Origin of the sequence: Marinomonas sp. UCMA 3892 (assembly GCF_012726345.1) — a bacterium.
In the GTDB taxonomy this organism is placed as follows: domain Bacteria; phylum Pseudomonadota; class Gammaproteobacteria; order Pseudomonadales; family Marinomonadaceae; genus Marinomonas.
In genome coordinates this window covers 21331-27330 of the sequence record NZ_PTXN01000028.1, presented here as the reverse complement: position 1 = coordinate 27330, position 6000 = coordinate 21331, and the positions used below count along the sequence as shown (strand labels likewise).

General features: G+C 41.0%; 6 protein-coding genes. 1 reads left to right on the top strand and 5 read right to left on the bottom strand.

Translation table 11 applies throughout. The annotated features are described in order from the left end of the window. The coding region (locus tag B6N13_RS22575) for an IS3 family transposase (RefSeq protein ID WP_169460677.1) at positions 1-513 on the top strand (513 nt) is incomplete at its 5' end. Between the two features lie 74 nt (positions 514-587). Here B6N13_RS22575 and B6N13_RS22570 read toward each other — a convergent pair. The 5 genes from B6N13_RS22570 to ectA all read right to left on the bottom strand — a co-directional run bounded on the left by B6N13_RS22570 (position 588) and on the right by ectA (position 5742). Next, a complete protein-coding gene (locus tag B6N13_RS22570; protein ID WP_048813938.1) occupies positions 588-2030 on the bottom strand; it encodes an aspartate kinase in 1443 nt (480 codons plus the stop codon). A 105-nt stretch (positions 2031-2135) separates the two neighbouring features. Next, entirely contained in the window at positions 2136-3161 is a 1026-nt protein-coding gene (gene thpD / locus B6N13_RS22565) for an ectoine hydroxylase (RefSeq protein ID WP_282434098.1), read from the bottom strand. A gap of 63 nt (positions 3162-3224) precedes the next feature. Further along, positions 3225-3614, bottom strand: coding sequence for an ectoine synthase (locus B6N13_RS22560; RefSeq protein WP_012068875.1), 390 nt, complete (start codon positions 3612-3614; stop codon positions 3225-3227). 148 nt (positions 3615-3762) lie between these two features. After that, positions 3763-5076, bottom strand: coding sequence for a diaminobutyrate--2-oxoglutarate transaminase (ectB, locus tag B6N13_RS22555; RefSeq protein WP_012068874.1), 1314 nt, complete (start codon positions 5074-5076; stop codon positions 3763-3765). Between the two features lie 153 nt (positions 5077-5229). Next, on the bottom strand, positions 5230-5742 hold the full coding sequence (gene ectA / locus B6N13_RS22550) for a diaminobutyrate acetyltransferase (RefSeq protein ID WP_248280417.1): 513 nt from the start codon (positions 5740-5742) through the stop codon (positions 5230-5232). Positions 5743-6000 lie beyond the last annotated feature (258 nt).

The following is a 6000-nucleotide window of genomic DNA, read 5'->3' as shown; positions in this document are numbered from 1 at the left end:
GAAAGAMAGTTCCATGCAGAGAAGCCCAACCAAAAGTGGGTGACAGACGKGACCGAGTTTAAAGTCGACAACCAGAAAGTTTATCTCTCGCCAGTGATCGACTTATTCAATCAGGAAGTAGTGAGTTATGAAGTGAGGAAGTCAGTCGCGTTACCATTGGTCACAGACATGTTGAAGAGCGCGATTAGCAAGCTGAGTAAGAACGAGAGGCCGATTATCCACTCAGATCAAGGTTGGCAATATCAGAACCAAGCGTATCAGGCACAGATTAGGGCTCAAGGGCTATCTCAAAGTATGTCTAGAAAAGGAAACTGCTTAGACAATGCTGTCGCTGAGAACTTCTTCGGTATTTTAAAGACAGAGATGTACCACAATGAAAAGTTTAGAAATGCAGATGAACTGATTGAAGCAATCAGAGAATACATCGAGTATTACAACAACGATCGAATTAAGCAGAAACTAAAAGGCCTGAGTCCGATAGCGTATCGAAATCAGGCCTTGAAAGCCGCTTAGAATAGAGTCCAACTTTATGGGGTCAGTTCATATCGTCATAGATACTTGGGGCTTTAAATAACCATACTGCTTAATTAAGAAGCTAAGCAGATCGCTCGACCATGGTTATGAACCTCAACCAATTCTTTATGAAGGCTGCAGATTGCTTTTTCGTAATCTTCTTCATCAACAACAAACTGCATATCTACCTGGCGCATAGATTGGTGCATAGCCAATACGTTGACCTCTTGCTCTGCAATGGCTTTTACCGCCTTCGCCAACATGCCTGTGGTTTTCATATCACTACCAATGGCAGAAACAATCGCTACTTTACGCTGCGTTATTTCAGCATCCGCAAAACGCTCATGCAGCACTCTCATGACACGTTTCAAGGTTTTCAGGTTGATCGCCAAATAATGCGTAATCGTATTGGCATTAATATCTTTAGCAATAATATGAGCGTGGAACTGTCTTAATACTTTAAGAATATCCACATCAAATTTGTCTATATCACCAGCCATGTCTTGATCGAATAGTTCTACGGCAAATACACCTCGGCAACCCGCAATGATCTCTACACATGGCGCATCACTTACGTAGTCACCGGTGATAAGCGTACCTGTATGTTCTGGCTCAAAAGTGTTTTTCACTCGCAATGAAATACCACTTTGACGCAAACCTTTTGCCGCTTTGGGATGGATCGCTTCCATACCAAGATTAGCAAGCTGATCGGCTACATCGTAGTTGGTTCGACCAATTGGTACCGCTTTACTTTCACCTACTAAACGAGGATCGGCACTGCTTAAATGGAATTCTTTATGAATCACAGCTTCATGAGCTTGCGTCAGAACCGCAATTCGACTGAACGTCATTTCACTATAGCCACGATCAAAAGTAGACATCAGACCGGTTTCGCTGTGAGCATAACCAGTCGCGATCGGAAGCTCTTTGCTCAGATCAACATCTTTAAATGCATCTAATATACGCTCATCAAGCGACATGTGGCTTGGGCTATTCCACCCTGTCAAATCAACGAACACAGCATTCACACCATCGCGTTGTAACAAGTGCGCGGTATTCCAAGCACTGTGCGCTTCACCAAGACTAGCCAACATTTCTCGTACAGTAGCAAGATGCTCGCTAATCGAAAAATGACCGTGCTGACAAAGGCGGTGTAAGTCTTCAAGACACTCTTGTGCTTCTTGCAAACGGCTATTTAAAAATGCATCTGCTTTATGACGCAATTCACCCGCTTCGAACAAGCTATGGTTAATTTCCAACATAGCCGCGCGAACATCTTGTAATGCTGGGAACCAATTGTTTTGCTTACGCTCTTGAGCGAATAAAGCAAATACACCAGCATCACCCGTTTTCTTGTGCTCTAACAGCTTATCGGTCATACCAGCATAAGCAGAAACAACAAAAACACGTTGGTACATGTTGTTCACTAAAGTGGGTTTGAAAATTATATTATCTCGAACTGAACGGTAGTCACTCATGGACGTACCGCCAATTTTTTCAACTGTATGTTGTCCCATCATTTTTCCAATATGTTAAGGGGCTAAAAGCCAACTTATGCCGAAATCCAAAACTGCCGCTATATTGTCATAAGGTTGCGGAAAATTTAAGCATTAATCGCTTTTTTAAAGCGCTTTAATCGACTTCCTAGCCGCGATGTATTCAGGCCTTGGAGTCGTGTTACCAAATGGCGAAGCTACACGATTCGACAAAGCGTTGTAGACAAAAAATAAATTCGAACGAGGCGATGATGTAATATTGCCGTTTGAACCATGCAACACATTGCAATCAAACAAAATAATTCTGCCCGGTTGTCCAACTGCGGCTTCGATGCCATTTTTTTCAATCAATGACTGCAATGAAGCATCATCTGGAACGCCTATATTTTGCGTTTTAAGAGAAGAAAGATAGTTGTTTTCCGGTGTTTCTCCGACACAGGATATATAAGTAAGATGTGAGCCGGGAATCAACAGTAAGGGGCCGTTGTGGTAATCGTTAGGGGTCAATGTAATTGACATACTCAAGGCTCTCATACGTGGCATACCATCTTCCACATGCCATGTTTCAAAATCTGAATGCCAATAAAACTCCTTACCGCGAAAACCCGGCTTGTAGTTCAATCGCGTCTGATGAAGATAAACTTCATCACCTAAAAGATACTCTGCGATTCGAACTAATCTTGGATCTTCAGCCACACCTTGAATAAAAGCATCTAGTTTATGTACATCAAATACTGAGCGAATATCTCCACTACTGGATTCTGTAACGCTTTCTTCGCGTTGCTTGATCTCGTCATCATCACGTAAATACTGCATATGTTTCTGCATATTAAGGACTTCTTCGTCACTAAAAACACCATCCAGAAACAAAAAACCTTTCTTTTCGTATTGATCTAAAAGCGCCTCGTCAAGAGGCGCTTTTTGTCGATAATTAGAGTAGATAATAGGATCTTGGCGCTTGATATACATAGGTTCAGAATAGATTCTGGATGGATATTGATCTTGCTTAATTCCATCAGTACTTAGTGAATCCACACTATTTTTATCAGAAAATCTTGAACTGAAAAGTTTCTGGTTAGACACTTTCTGCTTAGCAACTTTCTGATTAGTAAAGTCATCATATAAATATTCAGATGCTAGAACCGATGACATGATCGCGACTCCTTATTATCTCCTTACCATTAACGATATGATCTGATAAATAGCTTTTTAGGCCTACTCTAGAATTTCGTAAGCACCTTCTGAGTTGTGAACTTCTTTACCCGTAATTGGCGGATTAAAAACACAAGCCAGTTTCAATTCTTTGAATGCGCGCAAGGTATGGGCATCATGTTTATCAAGCACATATACAACACCCGGTTTAATATGATGCTTTTGACCGGTTTCACGGCTTTCTACTTCGCCTTCACCAGAAATGCAGTACACAGATTCAAGGTGATTTTGATAATGCATATCAAAATCCTTGCCTTCATAAATAGTGGTGATGTGGAAAGAAAAACCCATATTGTCTTCTTTTAATAAAAGACGTGTGCTCTCCCAATTACCATCTGGTGACACAACACGACGTTCGGTTTTTTCACATTCTGCTAAATCGCGTGCAAACATTCTTTTCTCCTTATGATCCGAGGATCGCTTAAATGCCGGTAAAGAGTTACCGGAAGAAACTTGAGGTTTTTGACTTACTATTTTCTTCACTCAAGTAGGTGATAAAAGCCGCCTTTAAAATTAAAAGGCGACTTCTATAGAAGAGGAACTAGACAGCGATGTCGTAGTTCTCATCAAAGTAGCTTTTTGCTTCTGGCATATCGTCTTCTTTGGCGCATACATCACGAATGGCGCGCTCCAGAATATCAATACCTTGTTTTAGATCTTCGTCACTAATAATCAATGGACATAGGAATTTCACCACTTGATCATCGGCACCAGAGGTTTCGATCATCAAACCATTCTGGAAACATTTCTTGGTAATCTTGCCAGCCAATTCACCACTAACACAGTTGATGCCACGCATCATGCCTCGACCTTGAAGGGTGAAATTTCCTTCACCAAATTCATTGACTATCTCTTGAGTACGTTCATGAATGTACTGACCTTTGCGCTTAATTTCTTTTTCAAACGCATCATCCTTCCAGTAGGTTTCAATCGCTGCTTTTGCCGTCACGAAGGCCAAGTTATTGCCTCGGAACGTACCGTTATGCTCTCCTGGTTTCCACTCATCCAATTCAGGACGCATTAGAACGACAGCAAATGGCAAACCGTAACCACTTAAAGATTTTGACATGGTAACAATATCAGGTTTGATTCCAGCATCTTCAAAGCTAAAGAAAGTACCAGTACGACCACAACCAGCTTGAATATCATCAACGATCAATAGAACACCATGTTTCTTACAAACGGCTTCTAAATTCTGCAACCAGCCAAAACTCGCGGCATTAATGCCACCCTCACCCTGAACCGTCTCAACAATTACGGCAGCTGGTGTATCAACACCACTACTAGAATCAGACAATACTTTGTCCAGGTATTCCGTTGTTTCAATACCTTCGCCCAAATAACCATCAAACGGGACGGTAGAAACACCAGCACCAAGGCTAGTACCCGCAGCACCACGGTGATGTGAATTACCCGTTACAGACAAAGCACCCAAGCTACAACCATGGAAGCCGTTGGTAAAACTAATGATATTTTCACGACCTGTAACGTTACGGGCTAGCTTAAGTGCGGCTTCAACCGCATTCGTACCAGTCGGCCCGGTAAACTGCACCATGTATTCAAGGCCACGGGGCTCAAGAATGTGCTTTTTAAAGACTTCAAGGAATTCACCTTTGGCTTTCGTGTGCATATCTAGGCCATGTGTAATGCCATCATCTAAGATATATTCCACTAGCTTTTCTTTAAAAACTGGGTTGTTATGACCATAGTTCAACGTACCTGCACCCGCCAAGAAATCTAAATATTTGTTACCTTCTTGATCAAATAAATACGCGCCTTGTGCACGGTGAAAAACACGTGGAAAAGAGCGTGCGTAAGATTGTACTTCTGATTCGATTTCGTCAAAAATTTTCATATTGATATCATCCTTTAAGTTCATAAAAAGTAATTTCTGTACGAGAAGAGAAAGGAAAAACTGAGAGTGAAAGCATAGCCTTCTAACTCATCGCGTTTCTAAGCTCGCGTACGTTCAAATTTATTAATCTGGTAAATTCATATGTTTTTGAATTTAATGGCTTTTAAAATTATCGGAGAAGGGGCCAATCCTAACTAGATGCTCAGTATCGTGCTTTCCTTTAAAGTGATCTTGTTTGTCAAACATCACAGATTCTTCTAAAGGAGCCTCTAACTGCTCAGCAAGACGACGAAACAAAGCCCAAGAGCCTTCATTTAATGCAGTAATGCTGGTTTCTATGTAACGCACACCTGAACAGCTGGATCGTTCAAGCAATGATGAAACCATTTTTCTCGCTAAGCCTTGGCCACGGGCTTTCTCGCTAACCGCAACTTGCCAAACAAACAGAGTGTCTATTTGGTTGGGAATAATATAACCAGAAACAAAACCCACCATTTCGCCGCCTTCGAGGCTAGCCGCAACAGACGTTTCATTAAAATGGCTAGCTTGCAGCAAATTACAATATACCGAATTAGTATCTAATGGCGGACAAGATGCCACCAACTGATTGACAGCCATACCATCTATCGCACTAGGTTTAGTAAAGACAATTTTTTCTGAATTCATAATCATATCCATTAGAAAACAAAGCATTATTAACCAGTTAGTTTTATAAATCAGATATCGATAAACAACTATATTGACTGATTTATATGAAGTTAATGTTACTTAACTGATTTTTAAAATCATATTGATTTGATGTCTAATCATTCTACCTGAAAGCAATATCAAGTCCAGACTTTTATTTAGAGAACTAACCATTACAGCCGTAACATTTCCTCTAAAGCTAGACAGGCTCTAGGATGAAAAGCACACGCTAAATAG

Excerpts from the sequence above, each read along its gene's own strand:
- B6N13_RS22570 (WP_048813938.1), bottom strand. The coding sequence starts at position 2,030 with ATGGGACAACATACAGTTGAAAAAATTGGCGGTACGTCCATGAGTGAC.
- thpD (WP_282434098.1), bottom strand. The coding sequence starts at position 3,161 with ATGTCATCGGTTCTAGCATCTGAATATTTATATGATGACTTTACTAAT.
- B6N13_RS22560 (WP_012068875.1), bottom strand. The coding sequence starts at position 3,614 with ATGTTTGCACGCGATTTAGCAGAATGTGAAAAAACCGAACGTCGTGTT.
- ectB (WP_012068874.1), bottom strand. The coding sequence starts at position 5,076 with ATGAAAATTTTTGACGAAATCGAATCAGAAGTACAATCTTACGCACGC.
- ectA (WP_248280417.1), bottom strand. The coding sequence starts at position 5,742 with ATGAATTCAGAAAAAATTGTCTTTACTAAACCTAGTGCGATAGATGGT.